Origin of the sequence: Xenorhabdus ehlersii (assembly GCF_003610465.1) — a bacterium.
GTDB lineage: Bacteria > Pseudomonadota > Gammaproteobacteria > Enterobacterales > Enterobacteriaceae > Xenorhabdus > Xenorhabdus ehlersii.
This window is the reverse complement of the sequence record NZ_RAQI01000001.1, coordinates 321,455-343,734: the sequence shown is the minus strand read 5'-3', so window position 1 is coordinate 343,734 and position 22,280 is coordinate 321,455. Positions and strand designations below refer to the sequence as shown.

The 22,280-nt window shown below is 45.1% G+C and carries 38 protein-coding genes and 1 pseudogene; 8 read left to right on the top strand and 31 right to left on the bottom strand.

The features are described 5' to 3' along the window. Window positions 1-5 precede the first annotated feature (5 nt). The 8 genes from BDE27_RS01690 to BDE27_RS01655 all read right to left on the bottom strand — a co-directional run bounded on the left by BDE27_RS01690 (window position 6) and on the right by BDE27_RS01655 (window position 7,959). Window positions 6-1,082: a major capsid protein gene (locus tag BDE27_RS01690; protein ID WP_099132786.1), complete on the bottom strand. Its 1,077-nt coding sequence runs from the start codon at window positions 1,080-1,082 to the stop codon at window positions 6-8. Between the two features lie 10 nt (window positions 1,083-1,092). Then, on the bottom strand, window positions 1,093-1,518 hold the full coding sequence (locus tag BDE27_RS01685; protein ID WP_099132787.1) for a hypothetical protein: 426 nt from the start codon (window positions 1,516-1,518) through the stop codon (window positions 1,093-1,095). A 5-nt stretch (window positions 1,519-1,523) separates the two neighbouring features. Further along, the gene (locus BDE27_RS01680; RefSeq protein WP_099132788.1) at window positions 1,524-2,903 is read right to left on the bottom strand and encodes a DUF2213 domain-containing protein; all 1,380 of its coding nucleotides are present in this window, start codon (window positions 2,901-2,903) and stop codon (window positions 1,524-1,526) included. Between the two features lie 20 nt (window positions 2,904-2,923). After that, the gene (locus BDE27_RS01675) at window positions 2,924-3,892 is read right to left on the bottom strand and encodes a phage minor head protein (protein WP_244208658.1); all 969 of its coding nucleotides are present in this window, start codon (window positions 3,890-3,892) and stop codon (window positions 2,924-2,926) included. Then, window positions 3,849-5,216 carry an anti-CBASS protein Acb1 family protein gene (locus BDE27_RS01670; RefSeq protein ID WP_099132798.1) on the bottom strand — a complete coding sequence of 456 codons (1,368 nt, stop codon included), beginning with the start codon at window positions 5,214-5,216 and terminating at the stop codon, window positions 3,849-3,851. The genes BDE27_RS01675 and BDE27_RS01670 overlap by 44 nt, the downstream gene beginning before the upstream one ends. A gap of 69 nt (window positions 5,217-5,285) precedes the next feature. Further along, window positions 5,286-6,758 carry a terminase gene (locus tag BDE27_RS01665; RefSeq protein WP_099132790.1) on the bottom strand — a complete coding sequence of 491 codons (1,473 nt, stop codon included), beginning with the start codon at window positions 6,756-6,758 and terminating at the stop codon, window positions 5,286-5,288. Between the two features lies 1 nt (window position 6,759). Further along, on the bottom strand, window positions 6,760-7,359 hold the full coding sequence (locus BDE27_RS01660; RefSeq protein WP_099132791.1) for a hypothetical protein: 600 nt from the start codon (window positions 7,357-7,359) through the stop codon (window positions 6,760-6,762). A 54-nt stretch (window positions 7,360-7,413) separates the two neighbouring features. Beyond that, window positions 7,414-7,959, bottom strand: coding sequence for a KilA-N domain-containing protein (locus BDE27_RS01655; RefSeq protein WP_099134132.1), 546 nt, complete (start codon window positions 7,957-7,959; stop codon window positions 7,414-7,416). Between the two features lie 220 nt (window positions 7,960-8,179). On the opposite strand from BDE27_RS01655, the gene BDE27_RS01650 reads away from it, so the two are divergent. From BDE27_RS01650 to BDE27_RS01625, 6 genes are all read left to right on the top strand, one after another. Beyond that, window positions 8,180-8,356 (top strand): type II toxin-antitoxin system HicA family toxin, encoded by a 177-nt coding sequence (locus BDE27_RS01650; RefSeq protein WP_099108575.1) that lies wholly within the window; start codon window positions 8,180-8,182, stop codon window positions 8,354-8,356. Window positions 8,357-8,414: 58 nt separating this feature from the next. After that, complete coding sequence (locus BDE27_RS01645) at window positions 8,415-8,831, top strand: type II toxin-antitoxin system HicB family antitoxin (protein ID WP_099134131.1); 417 nt, start codon at window positions 8,415-8,417, stop codon at window positions 8,829-8,831. A gap of 358 nt (window positions 8,832-9,189) precedes the next feature. Next, a complete protein-coding gene (locus BDE27_RS01640; protein WP_099133246.1) occupies window positions 9,190-9,570 on the top strand; it encodes a hypothetical protein in 381 nt (126 codons plus the stop codon). A 30-nt stretch (window positions 9,571-9,600) separates the two neighbouring features. Beyond that, window positions 9,601-9,813 carry a hypothetical protein gene (locus BDE27_RS01635; RefSeq protein ID WP_099133245.1) on the top strand — a complete coding sequence of 71 codons (213 nt, stop codon included), beginning with the start codon at window positions 9,601-9,603 and terminating at the stop codon, window positions 9,811-9,813. Window positions 9,814-9,953: 140 nt separating this feature from the next. Beyond that, entirely contained in the window at window positions 9,954-10,163 is a 210-nt protein-coding gene (locus tag BDE27_RS01630) for a hypothetical protein (RefSeq protein ID WP_099133243.1), read from the top strand. Window positions 10,164-10,208: 45 nt separating this feature from the next. Continuing rightward, the gene (locus tag BDE27_RS01625; protein ID WP_099133242.1) at window positions 10,209-10,574 is read left to right on the top strand and encodes a hypothetical protein; all 366 of its coding nucleotides are present in this window, start codon (window positions 10,209-10,211) and stop codon (window positions 10,572-10,574) included. On the opposite strand, the gene BDE27_RS01620 is transcribed toward BDE27_RS01625, so the two are convergent. Beyond that, window positions 10,571-10,834 carry a DUF1456 family protein gene (locus BDE27_RS01620; RefSeq protein WP_099133240.1) on the bottom strand — a complete coding sequence of 88 codons (264 nt, stop codon included), beginning with the start codon at window positions 10,832-10,834 and terminating at the stop codon, window positions 10,571-10,573. The genes BDE27_RS01625 and BDE27_RS01620 overlap by 4 nt on opposite strands. Before the next feature lie 480 nt (window positions 10,835-11,314). Here BDE27_RS01620 and BDE27_RS01615 point away from each other — a divergent pair, with 480 nt between their 5' ends. Beyond that, window positions 11,315-11,896 carry a hypothetical protein gene (locus tag BDE27_RS01615; RefSeq protein ID WP_099133238.1) on the top strand — a complete coding sequence of 194 codons (582 nt, stop codon included), beginning with the start codon at window positions 11,315-11,317 and terminating at the stop codon, window positions 11,894-11,896. A 50-nt stretch (window positions 11,897-11,946) separates the two neighbouring features. Here BDE27_RS01615 and BDE27_RS01610 read toward each other — a convergent pair whose 3' ends face one another. The 4 genes and pseudogenes from BDE27_RS01610 to BDE27_RS01595 form a co-directional block, all read right to left on the bottom strand. Next, a complete protein-coding gene (locus tag BDE27_RS01610) occupies window positions 11,947-12,189 on the bottom strand; it encodes an Acb2/Tad1 domain-containing protein (RefSeq protein ID WP_099133236.1) in 243 nt (80 codons plus the stop codon). Next, complete coding sequence (locus BDE27_RS01605; protein ID WP_099133234.1) at window positions 12,170-12,658, bottom strand: lysis protein; 489 nt, start codon at window positions 12,656-12,658, stop codon at window positions 12,170-12,172. The genes BDE27_RS01610 and BDE27_RS01605 overlap by 20 nt, the downstream gene beginning before the upstream one ends. After that, entirely contained in the window at window positions 12,655-13,071 is a 417-nt protein-coding gene (locus BDE27_RS01600; RefSeq protein ID WP_099133233.1) for a structural protein, read from the bottom strand. Before BDE27_RS01600 ends, BDE27_RS01605 begins: the two co-directional genes overlap by 4 nt. Beyond that, window positions 13,068-13,392: pseudogene (locus tag BDE27_RS01595) on the bottom strand (phage holin, lambda family). Before BDE27_RS01595 ends, BDE27_RS01600 begins: the two are co-directional and overlap by 4 nt. A 163-nt stretch (window positions 13,393-13,555) precedes the next feature. Here BDE27_RS01595 and BDE27_RS01590 point away from each other — a divergent pair. Further along, entirely contained in the window at window positions 13,556-13,777 is a 222-nt protein-coding gene (locus BDE27_RS01590) for a hypothetical protein (RefSeq protein ID WP_038193254.1), read from the top strand. A 4-nt stretch (window positions 13,778-13,781) separates the two neighbouring features. Here the strand turns inward: BDE27_RS01590 and BDE27_RS01585 are convergent, their stop codons facing one another. From BDE27_RS01585 to BDE27_RS01500, 18 genes are all read right to left on the bottom strand, one after another. Then, complete coding sequence (locus tag BDE27_RS01585) at window positions 13,782-14,099, bottom strand: hypothetical protein (protein WP_143707533.1); 318 nt, start codon at window positions 14,097-14,099, stop codon at window positions 13,782-13,784. Between the two features lie 313 nt (window positions 14,100-14,412). Further along, window positions 14,413-15,102, bottom strand: coding sequence for a hypothetical protein (locus BDE27_RS01580; protein ID WP_244208657.1), 690 nt, complete (start codon window positions 15,100-15,102; stop codon window positions 14,413-14,415). Beyond that, window positions 15,024-15,224, bottom strand: a complete 201-nt coding sequence (locus BDE27_RS01575) for a helix-turn-helix domain-containing protein (RefSeq protein ID WP_099133227.1) — start codon at window positions 15,222-15,224, stop codon at window positions 15,024-15,026. The genes BDE27_RS01580 and BDE27_RS01575 overlap by 79 nt, the downstream gene beginning before the upstream one ends. Further along, window positions 15,221-15,580: a RusA family crossover junction endodeoxyribonuclease gene (locus tag BDE27_RS01570; RefSeq protein WP_099133226.1), complete on the bottom strand. Its 360-nt coding sequence runs from the start codon at window positions 15,578-15,580 to the stop codon at window positions 15,221-15,223. The genes BDE27_RS01575 and BDE27_RS01570 overlap by 4 nt, the downstream gene beginning before the upstream one ends. 1 nt (window position 15,581) lies before the next feature. Further along, window positions 15,582-15,866: a DUF1364 domain-containing protein gene (locus tag BDE27_RS01565; RefSeq protein ID WP_099133224.1), complete on the bottom strand. Its 285-nt coding sequence runs from the start codon at window positions 15,864-15,866 to the stop codon at window positions 15,582-15,584. Continuing rightward, a complete protein-coding gene (locus tag BDE27_RS01560; protein WP_099133222.1) occupies window positions 15,802-16,389 on the bottom strand; it encodes an HNH endonuclease in 588 nt (195 codons plus the stop codon). Before BDE27_RS01560 ends, BDE27_RS01565 begins: the two co-directional genes overlap by 65 nt. Window positions 16,390-16,438: 49 nt before the next feature. Continuing rightward, complete coding sequence (locus BDE27_RS01555; RefSeq protein ID WP_099133221.1) at window positions 16,439-16,645, bottom strand: hypothetical protein; 207 nt, start codon at window positions 16,643-16,645, stop codon at window positions 16,439-16,441. Beyond that, complete coding sequence (locus BDE27_RS01550) at window positions 16,642-17,085, bottom strand: YbcN family protein (RefSeq protein ID WP_099133219.1); 444 nt, start codon at window positions 17,083-17,085, stop codon at window positions 16,642-16,644. The genes BDE27_RS01555 and BDE27_RS01550 overlap by 4 nt, the downstream gene beginning before the upstream one ends. Before the next feature lie 8 nt (window positions 17,086-17,093). Continuing rightward, window positions 17,094-17,294: a hypothetical protein gene (locus tag BDE27_RS01545; RefSeq protein ID WP_099133218.1), complete on the bottom strand. Its 201-nt coding sequence runs from the start codon at window positions 17,292-17,294 to the stop codon at window positions 17,094-17,096. Between the two features lie 12 nt (window positions 17,295-17,306). Further along, window positions 17,307-17,558, bottom strand: a complete 252-nt coding sequence (locus BDE27_RS01540) for a hypothetical protein (RefSeq protein WP_167450502.1) — start codon at window positions 17,556-17,558, stop codon at window positions 17,307-17,309. Between the two features lie 182 nt (window positions 17,559-17,740). Continuing rightward, a complete protein-coding gene (locus tag BDE27_RS01530) occupies window positions 17,741-18,223 on the bottom strand; it encodes a phage protein NinX family protein (RefSeq protein WP_099133213.1) in 483 nt (160 codons plus the stop codon). After that, window positions 18,220-18,597 (bottom strand): hypothetical protein, encoded by a 378-nt coding sequence (locus BDE27_RS01525; RefSeq protein ID WP_099133211.1) that lies wholly within the window; start codon window positions 18,595-18,597, stop codon window positions 18,220-18,222. Before BDE27_RS01525 ends, BDE27_RS01530 begins: the two co-directional genes overlap by 4 nt. A gap of 42 nt (window positions 18,598-18,639) precedes the next feature. Continuing rightward, entirely contained in the window at window positions 18,640-18,891 is a 252-nt protein-coding gene (locus BDE27_RS01520) for a hypothetical protein (RefSeq protein ID WP_099133209.1), read from the bottom strand. Next, window positions 18,888-20,279 carry a replicative DNA helicase gene (locus BDE27_RS01515; protein WP_420882896.1) on the bottom strand — a complete coding sequence of 464 codons (1,392 nt, stop codon included), beginning with the start codon at window positions 20,277-20,279 and terminating at the stop codon, window positions 18,888-18,890. Before BDE27_RS01515 ends, BDE27_RS01520 begins: the two co-directional genes overlap by 4 nt. Continuing rightward, on the bottom strand, window positions 20,269-21,111 hold the full coding sequence (locus BDE27_RS01510) for a replication protein (protein ID WP_099133207.1): 843 nt from the start codon (window positions 21,109-21,111) through the stop codon (window positions 20,269-20,271). Before BDE27_RS01510 ends, BDE27_RS01515 begins: the two co-directional genes overlap by 11 nt. Then, window positions 21,104-21,271, bottom strand: coding sequence for a hypothetical protein (locus BDE27_RS19305; RefSeq protein WP_167450517.1), 168 nt, complete (start codon window positions 21,269-21,271; stop codon window positions 21,104-21,106). Before BDE27_RS19305 ends, BDE27_RS01510 begins: the two co-directional genes overlap by 8 nt. Window positions 21,272-21,347: 76 nt before the next feature. Next, window positions 21,348-21,746 carry a hypothetical protein gene (locus BDE27_RS01505; RefSeq protein WP_208638548.1) on the bottom strand — a complete coding sequence of 133 codons (399 nt, stop codon included), beginning with the start codon at window positions 21,744-21,746 and terminating at the stop codon, window positions 21,348-21,350. Window positions 21,747-21,974: 228 nt separating this feature from the next. Beyond that, window positions 21,975-22,232, bottom strand: a complete 258-nt coding sequence (locus tag BDE27_RS01500; RefSeq protein WP_099133205.1) for a transcriptional regulator — start codon at window positions 22,230-22,232, stop codon at window positions 21,975-21,977. Between the last annotated feature and the right edge of the window lie 48 nt (window positions 22,233-22,280).

The window sequence follows — 22,280 nt, the reverse complement described above, 5'->3', positions numbered from 1 at the left end:
CCCCTTTATGCGCCTTTCGCGTGAATAACTGAGAAGTGACCGTTGATGTCTTGCTTAACCATCAATCCAGCCGCCCCCCATGTACGCCACACGTAATCAGAGTTGTAAAACTGGCGAGGGTCGGCAACTGTACCAAAAGCCTGACCGACAATCGGAGCGATAACGCCAGCACCCAAAGGAACAATCATCATTTCATTACCTTTCAACTCAAAGTCTTCTTTGATGCCAGCAATGCCGGTGATTTTCTTGATTTCTTCAAGCACGGTGCGCGTTTGGTTAACGTCGTAATACAGCTTTTCCCAGTTGGACAGGATTTCACCTGATACATACCAAGTTTGGACTCCGTATTGGTAGTTTTGTAATTTCAACACGTCACGCACTTTCATTACTTCACTGCGCATTGCCTGACCATCTGTACTCGTGGTGTGATCGACGTTCAGTGTTACCTGTGCGACACGCTCATCAGCGCGTAAGCCTTTCCACGTCTTGTCATCAAACTTAATGAAATTACCTTCACTGTCACGAAAGCCATTCCAGATAAAGTCGAGATATTTACGACGAACAACTTTCACCGAGTCGGCCTGCGCATCAGACAATGAGGCTAGGGCGGAACCTTTGTTAAATACAGGATCACGCCAGTTAAATTTAAATCCGGTGTCATGAATTGGCACCATAGTACCGTCAAAGCTGTAAGAACGGGCATCCAGAGCTGCACCAATCTGACCGGACATTGACGTATGCGCCCAACCAGTACCGCCTGTGCGGGCGTACTCATAAACAGACTCTTCCAGACGAACAGAGCGTGACAACGGCATTAGATCATTCAGAAGAGTAAATTCAGTGTTAGGCTCGAATTCCGCCAGCACTGTCTGGTCATACGAACGATACAGGCGCTTGATATCATCAATGGCATTAACCGCATCAAGTCGCGGAGCGTCTTCACTACGAAAACGCGCGCGAGAAATAAAATCCGCTACCGCCTGAGCCGATGAGTTACGGGCTAATGTCAACTCACCAAACTGAGCTTGGTTAGCCTCAAGGTTTCTGGTTTCAGTTGCCTTTTTGGTTGAAAAATAAAACATTCAGTTCTCCTTATTTAAACACCACACGAACCAAGTCGCCTGTTTTTGCTGTGAGTTCGTCTTCTTCGACATAGGCAAAAATAGCCCCATCGTTAGCAGCTTTAATCTGACCGTTAGTGACTGTTACAGTCTGCCCTTTTTTATATGTTCCCTCTGTCGCACGAACGTTTAGAAATACCCCCGCCATAGGGTGAATACTGACAACCACGCTACCAGCCGTAATAGGGTCATCAATGGTCTGACAACGAAGATAATCAATATTGGCAACATATAGGATTGCCGCTTCCTTGCCATCTACTGAGGCTTTGAACCTGCCTTTATCAAAATAACCAATCGTACCGGGCAACGTATCGACTGCTGCCGCACCTTCTCTGTTCAGCATCGGGTTAGGGAATAAACCGCCCGCATGAATAACGCGTTTTCCATTTTTCGCCATTTCTATTACTCCGGCATAGAGGTGAATGATTCAGAAGAATTGTTGTTTGTGAATGATGAATTCAGCCCGACTGAGGTCTGACATTGTGCATAGAAGCCATCGAGCGCCGCGCCATCCAGTGCGTTAACGGCCATATCATCCAGACCGAATTTGGCTTTTACCGCAGCCCGCTTGTCCGCCTTTTCTTTATCCGCATTGGCAGTCAATGCGCTTTTCAGCCCCTTAAGCTCATCGCTCATGAGCCTTGCCCAATCGGGCATATCGTTGGCATTGGTTGCCACATCCTTCTCTTTCTTCTCTTTTGCTTTTTTCTCGTCCTCTTCCTTGGCCTTTTGCTCTGATTCTTTCAGTGCGTTATAGGTCGTCAGCAATTCCGCGTCAGATTTGCCGTCCGTCTCTTTGTTGGCGGCTTTCAGGGCATTGATAATCATGTCTTTCATCGGGTTATGTTCCTTATTGGTCTTCACTTCTTCGTATTCAGTGGGTTTGCGTACCACTTCCACAGGCTCACCCACGAGTTCGGCAGTGCCGTCATCGTTCATGAGGTATTTTTGCTGGTAGGTTTTACCGGTTCGGTAATAGATGAATTTGTCAGGCCAGACCGTTTCCGGGTAAGGCCAGTCATCATCGGTGTAGGTAGTTTTTAACTTCGTTCTCAGAGCAGAATAAATGTCGTCGAAGGCGAAATTTGATGCGTTGCTAAAGAAGAACTTCGTCTTATCAATCAGCCTCTCTTGGGTGCAATTGGCAGCTTCAGACAGATTAACCTGTTCAACTTCAACCTGCTCACCGTCAGCGTTAACAAACATCCCCACGCCTTCTTCCGGTGTCGCTGCCCCCGGCGCACTGGCAGGGAGGACGGCGATATGGTCAAAGTGCATATTCCGAGCAATCCAGCTATACGCCTTGCCTTTTGACTTTCCCTTATTTTGCTCTCGCTGGAGCAGTAATCCGGTGGAAACATGGATAGGATCGGTACTGTTCCCGGCAATAATGTCATCCACGCGGGATAAAAATTCTTTCCCTTTATCAGAGGATTCCGCAAATCGTCGGTTGACCTTCACATCCATCATCACCCGGTCACCGTCTTTGCGTACGTTCTCCGCCCATGCACCGATATGAAACTGATTCACCGCTCTGGGCATATCAGCCGAAATATACTGACCGTCAATTTTGGGGTGTCCGTAAGGAACCTGTTTCCCCTCCATTGACTGATAGCTCTTGTTAATCTCACTGGCGGGATATAATCCTCCGTTCATCACAACATCATCCACGACAGGCACCACGCCACGAATGACGATATGCTCATCACCATCAAGGGATTCTGTTGAGATATTGGCGGAGTTTAAGGCCAGTGACTTAACATGAATTCCAAAGAATCCCATGTCGTCACCTCTTTGAGTTGTTACTTAGATGAATTGCCCTGCCAGCCTTTGCGCTCTTCACCCAGCCGCGCTGTTAGGCCCGTGTTATACAGTTTGTCGTCATCGTCCAGCACCACAGGCTGTTGTGCGCAGTAGCAGCGATAGCGGTTGCCATTTTTGGCGTAGAATTCCTCTACTTCCTGCTTGGTGTAAAGTTTCCCGTGCCGTGCAGCGTGCCATGATCTGGTAGTTGGTTTCAGGGCTGAGAGCCAAAGCAGACGGGTATTTAAACCTAATCGCTCTTTAGCCCATGCCACTTCGTTCCAGTTGGCTTGCCGTAATGCACCAACCTGCTCCGTTTGGGCGATGTTCTTGGCTAACCCCATTGAGACATCAAGGCGCTTGCTGATAATCCTTGCTGTTTCTCTGGGATTAATTCCGCGAGCGATAGCTGAGGATATGACATTGGACAAATCAGCTCTTGCTGCATCAGACAGCCCCTTCCAATCGCTATAGGTGGACACGAACGCAGTCGCCACCTGATTCTGATAAGCAGGCGTTGATAACAAGGCTGATAACGTAGTTTGCTGGGCATAGACGGCGGACTGTGCCGACAGATTGGTATAAGCGTTTACGGTGCCGCGTTGATACTCCTGCGCCACATAGCCGAACGCCCATAGATTTTCTTTACCGCCTGCCAGCAGATAGTCGTCCAGAATGCTTTGTATCCGCTCAAGCAGTAAAGCCAGCTCAGAGGCTGACAGGTCATAGATGAAACTCCCCGCATTGACCTGATAGAGTGTGTTGCCATGCAGGGTATGCGATAGCCCCGCATTGCTTGCCTGCGTTCTGCCGGTTAATTGCAGATCAAAGCGCTGTCTGAGGGCTTTTTTGATGTCGTAATATCGCCGTTCGATATCCCGGAACATCTTATTAACGGGTCGGTATGACTGGGTAGGGTCGCTCTTATTTCTCGGTATGATCGGGGTTCCGATTCTGTTCTTGGTCATCAGTTAGCGGGTCTCCTGTTGCACCCTGTGGCTCTGGCTCTTCTTCCAGTGGCTCCAATTCCCCCACAGTGCGAATCTCATTAGGAGTGAATATTGATGTCCCGAACGCCTGCTGGGTTTTCAGTGCCGCCTCTGCCATCTTAATCATATTATCGATCTTCTCCTGCTCACTGGCGGCGAGCATGTCAGACCATGCAATAGTGACCTCGCCAGAAGAAGGTGGCTCGATAATGCCAATTTCCCACAATCGATTTATCAATCGTGTTACATATTGGGTCAAAAATCCCCATCGGCGACCGTTCAGGCGTACTTTCCATGCCGCGTCATCTTTATCCCCGGCTAATTTTCCCGTTTGAGTACCAAACAGAATGGTAAACGGCACTTGCACAGAGGCGCAAAACTCACGAATCGTGACTTCCCATGTCGGCGTTGGATCGCCCGGCGCGACTGATAATACATTCAGCTTACCCGCCTGCATCACAGCGGCTGAGTCTGTCCCACGATTGAGTTTATTGATTTTATCTTCTAAAGCCTCGCCGAGGTTTTTATATCCAGCGTCTTTTGCCACTTGGCTAAGATCATTGATGCTGGTTTCTTTATCAAACTCCACCCCAATTTGACGAGAGGCGTTTTTCAAAAAGCCCTCAGAACTACCGCCAGAGACTTTTTCAATGTCCAATAGCTTGTTATATCCCGCCCTGAGTAACGGTGTACCTGAAAAAATATTCCCATCCTCAGCCCCTTCGCACAAAATAATGACCCGCGATGGATGGATAGTTAATTGTTTTGCTGGCCCTTGTATCTCAACCTGACCTATCGGGCGTTCATCAAAGTTGAACATCGCCGGCTGCCCGTAGGTTTCGGAGTTAATATCCGTGTCCCATTCTGCAACCGTAAGCTGAGGCTCCCAAACTGGGATCAAGTTTACCAGTGCTTCGCCCTTCAACCGTGACACTACCGTGGTATCAATAGGCTCACTCCATGCCCTGCTATCCCGAACTTGAATGAGCAGCGCCGAATAGTGACCAATCATATTACGGCGATCGGCGTCTTTGATTTTCGGCCAATACGGCTTTAATAATTTTGTTACTTTTGTCTCCCATGAGCTTGTGACATCCGATTCTTTCTTTTCCTCGCCATCAATAATGGTCGGATTATCCTGCCAGCACCCATCCAGTAAACGATGCACAGCAGCATGTGCCACAGCATTACGCTCATAGGCGTTGTAATATTCTCTGAACCTGAGTTGTTCGGGATAACCGAACTCAGAATAGATATTGGTGCGTTTCGTATTGCCACTAACACCACCAGCCGCATAAATCATCCGTTTGGCGATAGTGTCAGCTAGGCTATTAACAAGAAATTCTGTTTTTTCATTCACGAAAGACTCTCCTTAGAAGAAAAATGCACCAACCGTCTTGTGGTTGTTCTTGGCAACAGCGAAATAACGGAAACCATCAGCACCGTGCGATGTGAAGTCATGCAGCGGTTTATCTTTCCAGCAGCCGCGTTTGTCATCCCACTCTTTACGGTAGCTTTCCAGATGGGAGATACCTTCACTGCATTTCTCCTCGTCAAAGACACACTTGGGCAATATTTCACGCACAGATTCGATACCGGTATCTACCGCCACTTTCGGCACGACCTTGAAGATAAGAGAATAACGCTGACCATCGATTTCATATCCTTCCCGCGCCAGTTCCCGGCGTGATTTCGCATCTGCACCAAATTCCCGATTATCGATATCATGTGGTCCCCAGTGCTCGCTGTAGGTGTAACCCTTGTCTTTCAGCACCTTCATATAGTGCCGCAGCCCTTCACCTGAGTTCTCGTAGTAGTCGATAACGTGAAACTCTCCCCCGACTTCACGCACAAACCAGATAGCCGTTGAATCCCCGACACCGATATCCCAGAACGTATGGACAGGCAGATGGGAGTTATCCGGCAATTTTCCAATGCGTTTGTTTTCGTACAGCCAGCGGAATTGCTTAGCGTAATAAGCGCCTTCAACCGATTGCTGGAAAGCTTCGGCGGGGATCGAGGGGTATTCCCGTTTCATGTCATCGCCCAGCGTTTTCTCTTTGGCGAGATACCAAGCCTGCTGGCGTTCGGTGAGAGTGATACCGTGTTTGACTCTCAGTTCAGCAAAGTAATCAGACAATCGCTGCGGTGTGGGTTCTACCGGATCAATGGCATACAGTGGGTTTTTCCACCATGAAAAGAAAAAGAACTTCCAGTCTAGGTTAGAGAGTCGTTTGCCTTGTATCAGGGCTTTCTCGGCAGTCTGGCAGTAGTCAAAGAAATAACCAGCCCGCCCCTCTGCCGTACTCTCAATCGTGGTGAAACAATCTGTTGATACTGCCTCAAACGCACCCGTAACTATCTCACGCGCTTTGTCGGGGAACTTGGCACAAATCTTCCCGAACTCTGATACATGCAGATAGCGCAATGTGCCACCACGAAACGAGGTTGAGACATACAATGAACCGCCTTTGCGAAAGACCAGCTCCCCTGCTGCATCGTTACTGGCAGGATTTGCTGCCTTAACCTCATCCGGCAATCGGTCGTAGGCATATTTGACCTTCTCACGGAACAGGCGCTTGGCGTCGTTTAGCGTATGGGCTATCAAGGCGCATTTAGCGGATTCGAATAGCGCTGCATCGAGCTGGATAATGCATACCTCAGTCGTGAAACCGAGCTGTCGCGCTTTGAGAATGATGTTACGGGTGTGCATGCCTTCGAAGTACTCAAGCTGTTCCGGTGTCATCTTAAACCGGATAGTCTTCCCTTCTTTGTCCGTTATCCAGTAGAGATTATTCAGCCGCCACAGTTTATCGCGCAGTAACATTAAATGTTCCGACTTCATGTTATCCCTTAGACAGTTCGTCCATTAAATTCGATAGCTGATCGACCGCTTTATTCGGTTGTAACTCATCAAGTCCGTATGCCTGACGCTCCAGCCCAATCAGGTTCTTGAGTGTCTCGCTCAAGGCTTTCATCGACTTCACCCGCTCAGGCAGACTGATAATGGCGTGATAGAGTTCATTGAGTCTGTCTCGCCCGTTATCATCAGGTTCATGCATGAGTTGCCCTAATTGCCTCAACGCATCGATATCGGCACATTCCGCACCCAGCTCATCAAATAGTGCATTCGCAATATCTCTGGCTCGACGGATATCACCGCGATGCTCCATGCGAACCTTAGTAATGACCTCCGCAGAGGCTTCAATCAGTACGCGTTCAGAGAGAGTTGTTTGACTGCGTACCTGATTGCGTACCTCTTCTTTGCGTACCATGTCATCCGTGCGTTCTTTGACTTTTGCGGCAAGGTCACGAGACCAATCATCCCGCTTTGCTCGCTTACGGATAGCACCTTCACTGATGCCATGTTGTGAGGCAATCTCCCGAAGAGACAGCAAACCAGCCCGGTAAGCCGATTCGATGGCCTCCCAATCTGGTTTAGCCATTTTTGTTCCTTACTTTGCTAACCATCGTCACTTTTACTAATAAAATCAGTAAACTCAATTTTGAGGAGGCATCGACTGCACCCCCGGTAAGAATGGTTGAACCTGCTCAATCATTCGTTCACGGGCAGCAAGCAATAACTGCTTTCTCCCTCCCACACCCCAATTACTCATTTTGCGAGCACAAGCACTGATATCCCTTGCCTCTGCTTCAATGGTCAGATCTAAGCGATTCAGACGGGTCATTACATCAAACTCGTTCCGGACAGCATCACGAAAGGTGTTATAAACCCGAATTTCAAATTCAGGTTTAAGCCAAGCCGCATATCTGATTACTAATAACTCAACACCCCATACTCCTGGATTATCACCGCCATTATTGATTATAAGTGGTTGATTTTGTTCCAGAGGACTTTTTTGTCCTTTGGTCAGTGCCTCTATAAACCTCTTGACCTGAGCACTGCGAATAAATTTGCTCGGCTTTTGAGATTCGGTTGCTTCTCCGTTAGCAACAGCAGCAGCATGTAAGTCATTTAGGTTATAACGTCCTTCGTTATCGACACGAACAGAGATGCCATTAATAGTGACTGTTGGGTATTTCATTATGTGGTTTCCTATAGAAAGTGAACCTGTTAGCACAGAAAAGCCGCCCCAAGAACGCCACATAATTAACGGTTTTCTCAGGTTCACTTTCTGTAGGCTCTTGGATTAGATAAGCGCGTGCTAATGCGCGATAACATTTATATGCAAAAATGCTAATTTTAACTTGCTATTATTAGCATTTTTGCATACAATGATTTCAAGTTAACGAAACGGAGGTGCAGTGAAACAAAGTGAATTTTTAAAGTGGCTAAAAGCTCAAGGAGTCGAGGCAGAAAATGGCAAAAAGCATCTGAAACTCTACTACAAAGGTAAAATAAGCCACCTCCCCAGACACCCAAGTCAGGAACTGACAAAGGGGTTGGTCGAAGGAGTCAAGAAACAATTAGATTTAAAATAAACTCTAGCCCTCAATGCGAGGGCTATCACTGCACCGATAGATTATTAAAGAGGTCAACATGTACTATCCTGCAAAATTTGCGAAAGAAGATAATGGATATACAGTAACATTTAGAGGTATCCCCGAAGCTATCACTTGTGGTGCAGATATCCCTGAAGCAATGGAAATGGCCGAAGATGTTTTACTTTCCAGTGTTGAAATTTACTTCGATATGGATAAGGCATTTCCTTCACCCGCATCTGAGCTTCAAGAAGATGAACATTGGGTATACTTACCTGATAGCGTGTATGCCAAAATTTTACTCAATAATGAGCTTCTAACGGCTAAAGTCAGTAAAGCTGAATTATCGCGCTTAACCGGTATTCGTCCTCCTGAAATCCAACGAATACTCGCACCACGCCACACAACTAAAATTGATACTATTAGCCGGGCACTTGCCGCTGTAGGTAAAAAGCTATCACTTTCAGTTATCTAATAGTTAGCCCCTCATTGTAGGGGCTTTCATCTCACACACTGTGTCCTAACATACTCCTGCAATCCCAGTCTCATTTACTCTGGGACCTCAATGCGTCCCATTGTTCAGCAAGAGAAGCCACCACGGATGTGATGGCTTGGGGTGTTGTTATAGTCACCCAAGGGAATGGGTGCAGAAATAAAAAAACCACCACGGGAGGTGATGGCATGGAATGCTGAATTGTGTGATCAGAATCACTAAATTGCATTATTCTAATTTTAATTGTATTGACAAACAAATACCGATGAACTATATTTAAACCATGAACTGATAACAGCTCACCGACAGAGCGGAACTCTGAATAATCAAGGACTCCAAAATGAACAAATCTCAAATTTTCTCAGCAGCCCACAAAATTGCTAAAAACACCGTCGCTATCGTTGGCGATTATCAAATCGCGTTTTCTCTGGCTCTGCGTGACGTCTACAGCTCCATGATTAGCACTGAGAACAAATTACTCAAAATGGGATTCAGTGTTTGGGAAAATCACGGACACCGCCGCATCTATATCAACATAGAACGATTCGGGGAAGTATTCGGGCTGGAGTTGTCGTGGTACAAGACAGGCAATATCAGTTCAGCCAGATTGAACGGTGAACGCATTTCCAATTCCAGAGCGTACCAACTAATCCCATTTAAAGCGTTTTACGATTGCGTCAAAAACGAATGGAACTGTGGCGATTTAAAACCCATCATCTAACAGCTAATTTTATGCAGGAGTGTAAATGCCATGATTACTACTCATAAGATTGATCACGCAAAAAGCACCATTGAATTAGATGTATTGGTAGAAAAAGCGGCGGCATTTTGCAATTACAAACTGAGCACCTCACTCTCCTACACCGAGGAGTCCGATTTCATAGAGCAGGGTAATACAGCCCCAGAGTCACTGGTTAGAATTCTACGTGCTGCTGAGTTTCGATGGTTTGAACTCGAATCGTAATAAAAATGTGATAGAAATCGCAATATAGAATATTTATAGTTTGATTGTGTTTACAAACAAAACCCAATGAGCTATATTTAAATCATGAACTGAATGGCAGTTCACCGATAGGGCGGAACCCTAATCAAGAGGAAAACAAAATGGCTAATATCAACGAAATTTTTGGTCGCATCAATCAATCCGGTAATGTTGACATTTTATATATGGAAACTGGCGAAAATGTCACTCGCATTGAAATAAACGGACTCTATCCTGTTGGCAGTAATGTTAGCTCCCTGTATGAACATCCCGCAGGTATTGAGCTAATATTAGAGGATGCACTCCGAGTTGGTATTGAAATTGAACAATAAATAATTAACGTGGGTGGCATAGCCACCCATTCTACTAGGTGAAACATGAACGAACGTCAATTTAAAACCTATCTAGCTGCCGCAGAGTCGATTGGTGGTGATTATTTCATTGGATATCAACGAGGATTGCGCAGTTATTTCCATAACAACACCCCCGTTGAATCCACACAAAAAAACGCCAACCCTGATATGGAAACGGGTTACCGTGATGGTATGGCAGGGAACCCCCCGCAGGGTTTCCACGGAAATATTGGCAATCTCAATGCAGCGGGGGTTTTGCCTGCTGATAGCATGTTGACTATTCGGCTGAATTCACAATTAAAATCGCGCTACGTAAAACAAGCGCAACGTGAGGGCATGAAACTGAGTGCGTGGGCGTTGAAATACCTGAACGCCGCCAGTGAGGATTAACTATCCTCATCTGTCGATTTCATCCAATCAACTAACCCCTCGCAAAAATCATCAAATTGCTGGTCGGTCATAGCCCTAAAACGGGAAACAGTCTCCGCAGGGCTGTTTCCTGACGCCAGTTTTCTGGCGTTAGCCCCCCGGCTCCATCCATCTATTTGTGATTTAGAGTATTTCTCACCCAAAATATCAAAAATGTCGTGCTTAGTTAGCTCTAACGCGAGACGAATTCGTTTGAAATTTTTATTGTTTCTTATAGACATAACGGACATTATTCCTCTATAACAGGGAAATGACAGGGGGATTGAATAAATCCCCGTTTACACGGGGAACATAAATTGATACTCAGACAGAAGTAAAAATAAAAACGGTTTATCTCCGTTTACACGGAGAACATGTATTACTCATCCATCAAAAGTAACATTCCGTCGGTGCATCCCCATAAAATGGGGAACATATATATTTTTACACACATACATAATAACGGTTTATCCCTAATGAACTCGCTAGGGAACATCTCTAGTAAATATCAAATTAGACCTACTGTCAACATTAGAAAATGTTAACAATTAACCTATGCGATCTCTCTCACAATAAAATTGAGTCGCGTGATCAGAATCACTAAATTGCATTATTCTAATTTTAATTGTATTGACAAACAAATACCGATGAACTATATTTAAACCATGAACTGATAACAGCTCACCGACAGAGCGGAACTATGAACAATCGAGGACTCCAAAATGAACAAATCTCAAATTTTCTCAGCAGCCCCCCAGACTGCAACCACTAACGCCATAACCTATTTTTTAATTGAAACTAAATACGAAGGCCCGTACGACAACGCGCCAGCGTATGTGGATCTCGATACCATAACAATAAGCCGCGCCGCACCTATAGATTCCATTATGGGGGTTTTGGGTTATTGCGGGACGGTTGGTGAAATGTCAGTATATTTACACGGCAGATACCCAACCATCGAGGCAGCTCGCGAGGCGATTTATTCTATGTGGGATGCGGTACGTGACCGTGACCCACAGGGTTATCGCTATCAATCCATTGATAAAAATGTGGTAGAGGTTTATAAACCGGGTCGTTATACCCCGCTGAGCAGTGAGGCCTCGTGTGACTGGGCCATGGCGGAAATATTTCGTGACATTGAGGCGGATACCACTGATGAACGCATTGCAGAAATAGTTGCGGAGTCTGAGGCCAGATCGAACCGCAACGGGTACACCCACCACAAATCGTTGCGCTACATCATCGAGGACTACCGTAACGAAAAATACGCTGCACTGAGGTCTCTCAATCAGTCGGGAAAATAACCCCAACTCACCCATTGCCGCCCCAGCATCATTTGCCCTGGGGCAACCAATCAAAATGTCGTTGGTTGAGCCACTGCACGAACCCAGCACATAATCCCTTTTTGTAGATCTGTGCGGCCTTCGTTCAGCCAACGCATGTCAATTTGGTGATTGCCCGTTTGTGTATTTGTGATGACAAGATAGTCATAAAGCGTATCCAGATCCTCCCCAAGCGCCTTAATCTTGTTCATGCAATCAATTTCATCTTGGGTTAATTCACGGTAGCCAGTGATTTTACGGTGTTGGTTTTCCATTGTTTCCTCTGCATTCAGCCTTAACATATTCCTGCAAATATCTCAGTTTTGCCCGGTCGTTGATGATGCCTTCTCGAATATCGAGAACAGTTGATCCAGTTTCTCCAGTGAGTTCGACGGGGGTTCCATCGACCACGCCGCCGGCGGTAACGGTTTCAGACACGGAGGGACAGACGGCCTTGATGCGCAGCTTGCGACGGCCAGCGGCAACATCAGCCTGAAGAGTGTCAATTTCAACTTTAGCATGGGCGAGTTCCTGAGTGTGCTTGGTATCTAGTTCTACGAGGCGCTGGATGCGTTCTTGTTGGGTGGTGTTAATAGCAACTTGTTCAGATAGCTTAGTGGTCAACGATTGATTCGCACCAGCTAGCTCCCTGTTTTCTGCATATACTGAATAAACGGAGTAGAGAGCCGATCCAATCAATGCAATACCGATCGACGCAGCAATCAGTTTCAGCTTCCAGTTCATAGCAGCTCAAACGCTTTTTCAAACGTTGCCTCTGAATAAGGCTGCTTGCCGTTCTCCATCTTGATAATCCCCTCTGCCAGAGCAAACAGGACTTTCTTATCCTGAGTCGATATCTTCTCATCCGCCGAGATGCCAACCTTTTCAGCCGCAAACTGGATGTAGCTTTCCGTGTCGTTCTCCACGGGAGGCGCATAGCGATTGATGATTTGTCTAATCGTGTGCAATTGGTGTTTGCGCTGATAGTTTCGCAGCAATTTGAACAATGCCCGAATGCCATATTCAGCCGATTCGAACCGACAGAACCGAGATTCAATCTTCGGGTCATGGGGCAACTGGCCTTGCCACTTGTTCTTTGGGTGGTGATCGATATTGCCGGGGTTGTTATTACGAATGCCTCTGTCGCCCTGACTCATTCTTTACCTCCCAAACGTTTATTAATGGCACGAACAGCAAACTCGCGTAGCTTCTCAACACCAATAAACCCAATGGCACCCCCGATAGCCGGTGCAAAACTGGCAGGAATACCAAACATCTCTAATCCACTGGACACACTCCATGATAGCGCACCACACAGCAGTGCCTCGACCCAGCGGTTCTTTCGTTCCACGCCGTCATAAATCAGGCGACCGTAGCAAATCAAGGCAGCCAAAACAGAGCCGGATATTTGCGGCCATGAGTTTTTTTAGGCCGTTTAATATGTCAGCCCATAAGTCAGGATTTTCTTTCATCTTCATATTCCACCCCATCTGAACAATGGGCGTCCGTGGGGTGAACGATGGTTACCCCTGTGAGTTGGTTAAAAGTAATGGGTTGATAGTTAAGGTAAGCTGTTAGATCAGCCAAAAATCAATCAATCAATAGAGGGATGGCTGATTACCTCTGAACAAAGGAAAAAATATGATTGTCATTGGCGGGCATAGAATGTCACCAGAACAAAATTTTCTTTATGACAAGTCCCAATTAAGCTATGAATTAACTGTTGCAATAATTGAGTTTCTTATCTCAGAATCCGCTAATCCAGAAGAGACAAAGAAGAAGTTAGAAAAGATGGTATTAAAACACGTCTCAAGTCACGCAAGGGGACATGCTGGCAAGGACTTAATCAACCTTCTGAAATAGCAAATCAAGGTGCAAGTGATTGCACCTTATTAATATGACTCACAAATTCTAACGACTTACTTTTAGCCCACTCTGTTGCTCTGAGTTCAAAATCTGAAAACGTCGATCTTTCATCATAGTCTTCGACATAAAATAATTTTACATGAGGCGTTTCATGAAAAAGGACTTCATCTTCTTTTTGCAGGCAAACATAAACATCAGCTTCTAGTGTTGCCACTCGTTTAGAAGAAAAAGACAATATGCTTTGCTGTTTCATGCCATCATTGTTTTTAAATTCCAATCTCGAATTCACTTTAGGGAAATTTACTATAATCTTCATCATTCACCTCACGAGTGAGTTAATAGGAGGTCGTTACCGGAATTCCGGTATCGAATGAATATCAAATAGTTAGGATTGCAGATACGAAAAAAGGCCACGCCGGAGCGCAGCCTTGAAATATTCCTCTGAACATCCCGGACTTGCGGATTTCGAACTACGAAATATCTTTTCGTAGTTGGATTTACGGCGGGTAGAAATGAAAAAGCCCCACTGGATTTAGTGAGGCTTAACTGCTTTTCGGTTTTACTGCCTGAGCATAACACAAAATATACACCTAAATTTCTCAAAATCAAGCTTATTTAGAAAATATTTATATTTAGTGATATGTTTCGCAGTTTTCTTTTCTAATTTCCCTCCTAATAGCATAATACATTTCCTCTTCCAGTAACTCCTCTGACCATTCGGCGCGTTTCCTAGCCCATTGAACATCGCAGCCAGTTAACCCTGATAATTCACGGGCGATCTTTTGCGGGTATTTGCGTTCGCAATATCGTTTAATAGCGATATCCCGAATAGGGCTACCTCGTTTAAATGTTTTATTCAGTACCATTTCAATGAAAGCGGCATCGTCTGATTCTTTGGCGAGAGCGATGATGTCACTTAATGATTGCTTGGGGTTTAAAACTTCATGAGCCTTCTGGAATAACTCCTCTCCGTCATAGCCTAGTTTATACAGGTCTTTAACCACCTTAACGATCCGCTCACCTTCGGCATCAGTCCAATCTTCACGAGTCATTAATCGACCTATGACGCTACATTCTTCACCGGGATATTCATTCCCTCCGTATTGTTTACCCCAAATCATCATTAAATACCTAACCCAAACGCGCTGACTTGATGTAATGGTTTTCCGGCCTTTACCCCATACCCGACGCAAATCTTTTTTATTGGCAACATAGGCCAGCAACGGGAATGATTCTTTTCTCCTCATCTTATTCCTCTCTGGTTCCCTTTCAGCTTTGATTTTGTCATCAGTACCCCATTGCATATAATGTGATACTGACATTTGAAATCACGTGCGAATTTGCCAACTGTCATTCGGTTAATGCCTAACTCATGGGCTAATTGGGTTTGATTTCCCCTGTGTTTTACAAGCAGTTCGGGGATTGATGTTATTTCAGTATTCATATCTCCAGCTCCCTGATAATAATCTGCCCCTTTTCACCCCAGATCTTCGTAACCCGACCATCCCAGATGCGAGAGTCATCATCAAAGACGGCATCAAGCAACGCTTTTTCAAGATTGTCTTTATCGGGTTTTTGTTGGTGTGGCTTGCCGTTCATTTCTGAGCGCTTTTTCTTGCTCCAGCTTGGCGGCATGGGTAGTACAAAGATGATGTGGTAATTCGATTCGGGAAGAGTAATTTTGTTGAGTCTGACTTCATCCTTGAATGCGTAGTAATTTAATACCGGCTTTCGTTTTCGCCATCTGTCCGCCTGCGTCATCCGTGGCTTGGGGACTGGCGATATATCATAGGCTTTCACGTCAAATCTTACCCTCCGATAGCAATATTGATTGCGTCCTGATTACACCTTCCAAATGAGCCATGTGTGCATAGTCAGTCTCTGTCAGGCTCGTTCTGCGGTCTATCTCATCGTGACAACATGAACACGCCCATGCTCCAAACAGATCGGGCGGTTTCATCCCCATGCCACAAATGCCAGCCATCCGGTAATGAGCCAGTACCACCGTCTCGCTGTTACCGTTACAGATGCCCGGTATCCTGACCTGACATTCTCGACCCCGCGCTTCTTTGCGTAGATTTGCCATTCTCCATTTCCCCATATTTCTCAAACCAGAATACAATTGGCGCAGCATCCAGTTTCAATATACCGAGCCGTAGACCTGTTCTCAGGCATTGCGTTCTGTTAATTGAATTTTGTAATTGTCTGGTGATCATTCGTCTGAATGTTTCGATATCTGCACTGTGTTTATAAATATTGCAGCTACGACAGGCGGGCATCATATTTTCAATGGTGTCATTCTCTGGATTCATCATTTCTCCAGTAGGAATGAATTTTCCACCGCGCTCATTCTCATTTTTGACAAATTTAGATAACCTGAACACGGGCTCTGCATGGTCAGCATGCCAGCCTGTCGCGGGTAATTCGTGTCCACAATATGCACAGCGACCGCCGAATTTTTCCCGGATAACCGCTCGCTGCTTTTTGGTTAATTTCAGCGGCGGTTTCTTGGGTTGCTCGGCGTGAGGTTCATGAGGTTGTATTAACTTGTGAGAGTGTTCTATCCACTTATTCATTGCATCCAGCATGTTTAGTTTTGCCTTTGCCACTGCATCCCCCTACATCAACATAAATCCCATCATCAGCATTGCTGATCCCCTAAATTTCCTGAGTTTTGGATAGCCCGACAACTTCTTTTGTAAAAAACGATCCCATATCTAAATTACCGTCCACCATTCTAATGATCATGTCGTGAAGCGGCTCATTATCGGATTCCCGATATCGGGTTGAGTGATATTCAGCCCTGTTATGCTCCATCCATTCTTCATGGAGGACATCGTAAATCTTGCCTTTTTCTAGTTTCACTGTTCCTGCTCCTGTTTGAGTTTCATGTATTCGCTGTCGTCGGGTATTGTCACGAGGCAACCGATATCCACAGCCCACCGTTCAATCTGCTCCATGAATCGAAACATTTCGCCTGTATCCAATTTGGATGTCTGACGCAGTGTTCTGACACGCTCTGGCTCCTGAGTTCTGACATCAATCCGCTCCACAACCTCGTAGCCTAGAAATGTGTGCTTCATCATTTCTTTGACGTCATCCGGTGAATATTTCGCGCCGTTAGATTTCAGGAAACGACTAATCTCGCCGAACCACATATGCGCAGTCGCGTTCTGAGATAGGCTTCTGGTGTTTTTCCACGGTTTGATGATGAGGCGGTGAGGTTGGTTTGTTGCGAGAACCTCTTTGAGTTGTTGCCATGCGGCTTGTTTGGTTGATTCATGGAATAGAAAATCACATTCCATAAAAGCCCTTAATTTTCATTATTCCAGTTACTTAATGCTTGATCTCTAACTTCGCTTTCACATCTTAACCATTGCACGGGAGTAACTCTTTTATTGCACAATTTACATACAACAAAACTTTTAAACTTTTTTTCTCTTTTAAAATATTTTGACTCTATAAATACAAGCTCATTCGTTCCACAATTACTGCATAATTTCGGATTAGCCATTCATCTAACCTCCTATAATCCCTCGAAAATAGCATCATCTTCTTGCCATTTCAGTAGATCACCCTCAGTACATCGCTGGTAACACGGTGGCTCAACTTTCGATTTGTAACCCGCCCACCAATACCAACCACTGCGATGCTCTGCTGTGCCGCATTTTTCACAGATGTGAACCCGACACATTACTGACCATTGGTAATTATGGCCTGCTGAATTGTTCAGTCGTTCAATTGCATTTCTAGCCATCGTCATTTGCCCTCCGGTCATACCCCTCCACCAATTCATCCCATACTGCATAGGCAACTGGTTCACATGATGAAACGGCGACGTAACCTGTATGTCCGCAGCTGCACATTACCCGATCGCCCTCATACAGCCAATCTGACGTTCCATTTTCAGTTTCGACCAACGCGTCCTCTCGCTCGCATCTATCACAACGACCTAACCAGTCAATTTTCAATGTTTTCATTATCAGCCCCCTCCAGCTCATCAGGAATTTCAACCTCGTCACCCAATTTCGCAGCGACGACAGCGCGGCAGATGGCGATTTGTGGTGTTTTTCCGTACATATCTATGCTCACATAATCATCAGTACATAACGCACCTGTAGTGATTGATAAACCAGCACAATACGACCCGCCCATAACTGGGCATAAGTCCATTTCGTACTTCTCGATCAACTCCCCACACTGCGCCCAATCAGTTGAAGGGGAATACAATTTTACCTCTGCCTGAAATTCAATATAAACATCGCCACAGGGGCTAACGGTGATAACCGGTTTCTTAAATGCCGCCGCGGTGACGTTATAATTACCAATCCAGCCATATTCAGCATCACGCGAACGCCCGCAAATATAAATATCCATATTAGTTGCAACCGCTACAGCCCAGTCCAACGCCCTACCTGTCAGTTCCCTCGTTTTGATTTTCATTTCTTGAATCTCCTGAGCCAATAAATAATGTGATTATTCACATCGTCGGGTAGACCATTACGATATTTTTCTCTGGTGCTTTTGTGGTAATTCATTTGGATGATGGCGAAAAGCCAGAATGATGTTGGATATAAAACTATCAGCAACAAGAATCCAATTAATTTTGCTATAAATTCAGGCAGCTCCCTGATTTGATAATCCAAAAAATCATCTAATCCATCTCTACTGAACACATATTTTATTGTTCCCAGAAAGGCATTAACCTGAAAGCAGATGACATCACCGAACGTGTAATCATACCCAGCAATTACAGCCCACGCCGGATTATCTAAATAATGCTCTAGCGTCACGGGATATTGTTTGTAATATCTCATCTCAAAAGTCCTTATGGTGAATTCCCCCGCAGGAACCGTTAATTAATCAATTTTTATCTTCGCCTTAACTGTCGCTAGTCGAATGAATCTGCGTAACATGTCTGTTGTTACCCAATTTTTTTCGGTCAAATGAAATGTCCACCACAGTATTTGTTCTGGTGTGCCGCATTCTTGTAACAGTATTTCATACTCGTTGTTTGTTCCGCCTGGATCGGTATTTAGAATGATGTGCGTTTCATCAACACGAACCAATTTATCAAGTTGTTCTAGGTAATCTATGTAATCCTGACTCATACATTTGCTCCTTTAGCAAAACGTTTATGCGGTTTGTTGTCGTTGCTCTGGCAAACTCTGGCGGCCTCGTCCTGATCGGTTGGCATAAAATGACCATTGCGGAACCGCTGGTAAACCGTGCCGAGTTGCCCGAACCTGTTTTTCGTTACGATAATTTCAGCATAGGGCGCTGCGGGGGAATTCTCATTGTACACTGCATCGCGATACAGCATGATGATACTGTCCGCATCTTGTTCAATGCTGCCCGAATCTCGTAAATCAGCGTTTGTTGGGCGTTTATTGGGGCGTTTCTCAACATCACGCGAGAGTTGACTCAATGACATAACAGGCGTCTTGAGGTCTTTCGCTAAACGTTTCAGACTGGATGAGATGTGCGCGATAGCCAGATCATTACGTTCGGCTTTGGGTTTGCCAATCAGCCCCAGATAATCAACCATGATGAGTGACAATGCCGGATGAGCTTTCTTGTGTCGCCTTGAAATTGCAGCAATCTGTTCAACAGTCAATTTGCTGGCATCGACAACCCAAATATCTAGCTGTTGCAATTTTCCCAGACCAACAGTAACCCAGTTCCAACCCTCATCATCCAACCGCGCCGGATTTCGTAATACTGAAACAGACAGATTGGAGGCTCCCGCTAACTGACGCTCGATAATTTGCTGGGAATCCATTTCCATTGAGAAAACCAACACGCCGCGTTTCTGGTCAGTTCCTGTAACCGTTTGACTTGCCACACCCTCGGCAACCTTCAATGCGAATTCTGTTTTACCCATGGCAGGGCGGGCGGCAACAATCACCAAATCAACTGGGTTTATACCACCTGTGATTTCGTCCAGCTCATCAATGCCGGTCTTCAACGTGTCAGATTGCTCACCGTTCTTGAGTCTCTTCTCCAGCACTTCGGTGTAATCATCCAGTAACTCAGATATGTGCAGTGGCTGGATCTCATCACGTGGTTTGCGCACCTCGAACACTTGGGAAATAAACCAGTCCATAGATTCCGCCGCGCTTTCAATCGTTCCACTCAGAATACGCTGTCTGGCCTCGTCCATCAGCTCAATCATTCGCCTGCGCTCATGATTGGCTGAGACCATGTTCGCGTAGCCGCTGAGGTTAGCAGCGCTGGGACAGTTCTTGGCTGTCATCATGACATTAGCGAAATTACCGTCCCCCATCGCATCAGCCACCATTAGAGAATCAATCAGACCTCTGGTCTTGGCCTGTGAGCGAATAATCTTGAACACCTCACGGCAGAACGGCGATCTAAATATTTCTGGCTCCAGCGTTGCCAGTACATCGCTGGCATCTGGCGTTAACCCTCCGACCAGCAACCCACCAATCACACTGGTTTCATATTCATGGCTGTTTTCGATGTAATTATTCATCATCTTTCCCCGCAAATTTTCCCTCACGAACACCTGTTAACGTTGTCTCTTTCAGCAAAAAATCAATATCTGCCGTCCATCCTCGATCACCCCCTCCGAAGTAAAACGGACGAGCCATCTTCACAAATGCCCTAACGTAAGCTCTCCAGCCGTCCACGTTCTGAGTAGCCAGCTTTGAAATGATTTTCTTTAAGGCTCTTTGGCGCTTGGTATTGGCTTCTACAGCGTGAGGCAGTCGGTCGCCCACTTCTTCGTTGTAGGCATTGAGATAGTCGTCATAGTTGATTTGGGGTGTGGGTTTTCGCTTTTTAGGTTTAGCAACCTCACCCTCATTCCCCTCGTGAGGGGTTAGGGGTGTATTATTGTCTTTCTTGTCTTTTGTAATATTGTCTTTTGTGTTTAGCAACTTCTGCTTAGTTGCTTTAGCAGAACCTGCTAAACTTTTCTTAGCAGATTTAGCTAATGTTTTGCAGAATCCGTTATTCTTTGTTTCCCACTCATTCAGATTAGTGTTTATACCAACCTTACGGCCTTGTTGAATAAGCACTTTCTTGTTAATAAGTTGATTTTTAGCAGTGGAACAATGAGTGCTGTGTTTTGCTATCATTGATTCAAATTGTTCGTTGCTTATCCAATCAATTTTTTTGTTGTAGCCATATGTCTTTCTCCATACAGCTAAGATGATACAAAGCTCTGTTTCATTTAAACCAGAGGCCATAGTAGCCTCTAGAATCTCATCAGCTACCCTAGTGTATCCATTATCAAGATCTGCCACTACTGGCCTCTCTTCTTGTTTTCTTTTAGCTCCAAAATCAGCGTATGCAACATTACTCATGGCGATCTTCCCCTGTCAGCTCTTCCCGATGTTCCTTGCGCAACTTCGCTTCTTCCAGAGCATCACGTAGTTTCTTCATTCCATCCTCAGTAATGGAACGAGCCAACCTGTCGCACATGTTGTTTTTATGCACAGCACTGTGATTAAATTTATTTTTCATGTATAATTACCTCGTAATGTTTTCTACTTCATGAATGCTTTACAGGCCTCAGCTACTCGCAATAGTTGAGGCTTTTTCATATAACATCTCTGAGTTTTATTTCTGATAATTCAATCTGCTGCTTAAGCAAATATCGATATTCCTCGTTAGATATTTTCACTTCTCCATTAAAATTCAGTTCCAGATTCTGGATAGAAGCCTGCATCATCCGAGTGATCCAGTATCGATACTCTTCTTCACCAATCTTCCTCTCACCTTTCATTACTAAATCTGTTATTCCAGCTTCAGCCATAATTTCAGTGAGTTTAGGGAAATGAATTATTCTTCGGGTTATAGTTGAATCTGCTACACCTAGATTACTGGCTATAACTTGTTGAGTTATATCGCGTATTGGTTGCAATACCGATGAAAGCAAATGGTTACTTATAAACTTTTTACTCGCATTACGTGTTTTGCGTGCGTTTGCGTGTTCCATAAGTTAAATTACCTAACATTAAATTTTGTTAATTGATAAACATAGGTATCAGCTATCTTGGGATAGATGATGGTTAACACGATCAGCATCATGGTGAGTGAGCCTTTACGGGGGATCCCCGATTGCCTGAGTGACTACCCGGCGCTATTTCAGTTTGCTAGGGATCACCAGTAGGCTGTCGTGAGGGTAGATTGTTAAAGAGCGAAATAATTTAAAAATGATATTTATTCAAAACTTATGGTTAATATCTACGCCACTTGGTTCAGTGGAATCAGATAACCCATCTTTGAGATTTGGGTATATATCGGGGCGCAATTCATGAGGTGTAACCCCTGTTAATTTGTAAATTGGGATAACTCGTTCAGCAGGAACAATGCCTCTATAACGATTTTTCCATTGACTCACTGTCATGTTGGATACCCCCAATCTTCTTGCAAGATTAGTTGCCGAACCGGCAAGGTGAATGGCCTTGGTTAAAGCTGTCATGTTTATCTCCTCATAATTTAATAATGAGAATTTAAACATAAAGCTTAA